This is a genomic window from Flavobacterium sp. SM15, from assembly GCF_022012335.1.
In the GTDB taxonomy this organism is placed as follows: Bacteria; Bacteroidota; Bacteroidia; order Flavobacteriales; family Flavobacteriaceae; genus Flavobacterium.
This window is the reverse complement of record NZ_JAKLTO010000022.1, coordinates 1-1,511: the sequence shown is the minus strand read 5'-3', so window position 1 is coordinate 1,511 and position 1,511 is coordinate 1. Positions and strand designations below refer to the sequence as shown.

The following is a 1,511-nucleotide window of genomic DNA, read 5'->3' as shown; positions in this document are numbered from 1 at the left end:
TGGTGAATCCAATTCCGGCCAATCCTGCAGCGCCGACAGCTAATGTTGTTTCACCTGCGACTTGTGCAGTTTCTACGGGAAGCATTACTATAACTTCACCTTTAGGAGCAACCTTAGAATACAGCATTGATGGGGCGACATATCAATCAAGTGCTGCCTTTAATGCGCTGGTTCCGGGAGGTTACAATGTAACGGTTCGTGATACAGCAACAGGTTGTGTTTCTTCAGTTGCAGCATTTACAATTAATCCTGCACCAGGGGCTCCTGCAGCACCGACTGCTAGTGTTACAGTTCAGCCAACATGTACAGCTCCAAGCGGAACAATTGTAGTAACTGCACCATTAGGAGCGACTTTAGAATACAGTGTTGATGGAGTAATCTATCAATCTGGAACAACATTCAGTGGATTGGTTTCTGGAACATACGATGTAACTGTTAGAGATACTACTACGGGTTGTATTTCTTCGTTAACACCCGTTGTTGTCGATCCGATTCCTGCAAACCCAGCAGCCCCAACAGCAAGCGTTACAGTTCAGCCGACTTGTGCTGTTCCAACGGGAACGATTGTAGTAGCTGCACCTACAGGGGCTACTTTAGAATATAGTGTAAACGGAGTAAGTTATCAGGTTTCTGGAACTTTTACGGGACTTACCCCAGGAGGGTACAATGTAACGGTTCGCGATACGGCTACGGGTTGTGTTTCTTCGGCTACACCTTTAACGGTGAATCCAATTCCGGCTAATCCGGCAGCGCCAACAGCTAGCGTAACAGTTCAACCGACTTGTACAATGCCAACCGGAACGATTGTAGTAACTGCACCTACAGGGGCTGCTTTAGAATACAGTATTGATGGAGTAACGTATCAATCAACATTGATTTTCTCTGGATTAACTTCTGGGAATTACAATGTAACGGTTCGTGATACGGTAACAGGTTGTGTTTCTTCAGCTACACCTTTAACTGTGAATTCGATTCCGGCTAATCCAGCAGCGCCAACAGCAAGTGTAACAGTTCAACCAACTTGTACCATTCCAACAGGAACAATTGAAGTTACAGCGCCAACCGGAGCGACTTTAGAATACAGTATTGATGGTGTAATGTATCAATCAACATTGATTTTCTCTGGATTAACTCCGGGAAATTATAATGTAACGGTTCGCGATACGGCAACGGGTTGTGTTTCTTCTGGAACACCTGTAACCGTAAATCCGATTCCTCCTAATCCAGCAGCACCATCGGCGAACGTTGTTTCCCCGTTAACTTGTGCCGTTTCAACAGGAAGTATTACCATAACTTCACCATTAGGAGCGACTTTAGAATATAGTGTTGACGGAGTGACTTATCAATCAATATTAATTTTTTCTGGATTAACTCCAGGAGGATACAATGTTACCGTTCGTGACACAGCAACGGGATGTATATCTTCAGCGGCAGCATTTACAATTAATCCTGCACCTGGAGCTCCTTCGTCTCCAACAGCAAGTACAACAGTTCAACCGACGTGTATTACG

General features: G+C 44.8%; 1 pseudogene. It reads left to right on the top strand.

The window, feature by feature from the left end:
* Window positions 1–1,511, top strand: a pseudogene (locus LZZ90_RS13945) (hypothetical protein); the annotation flags it as partial.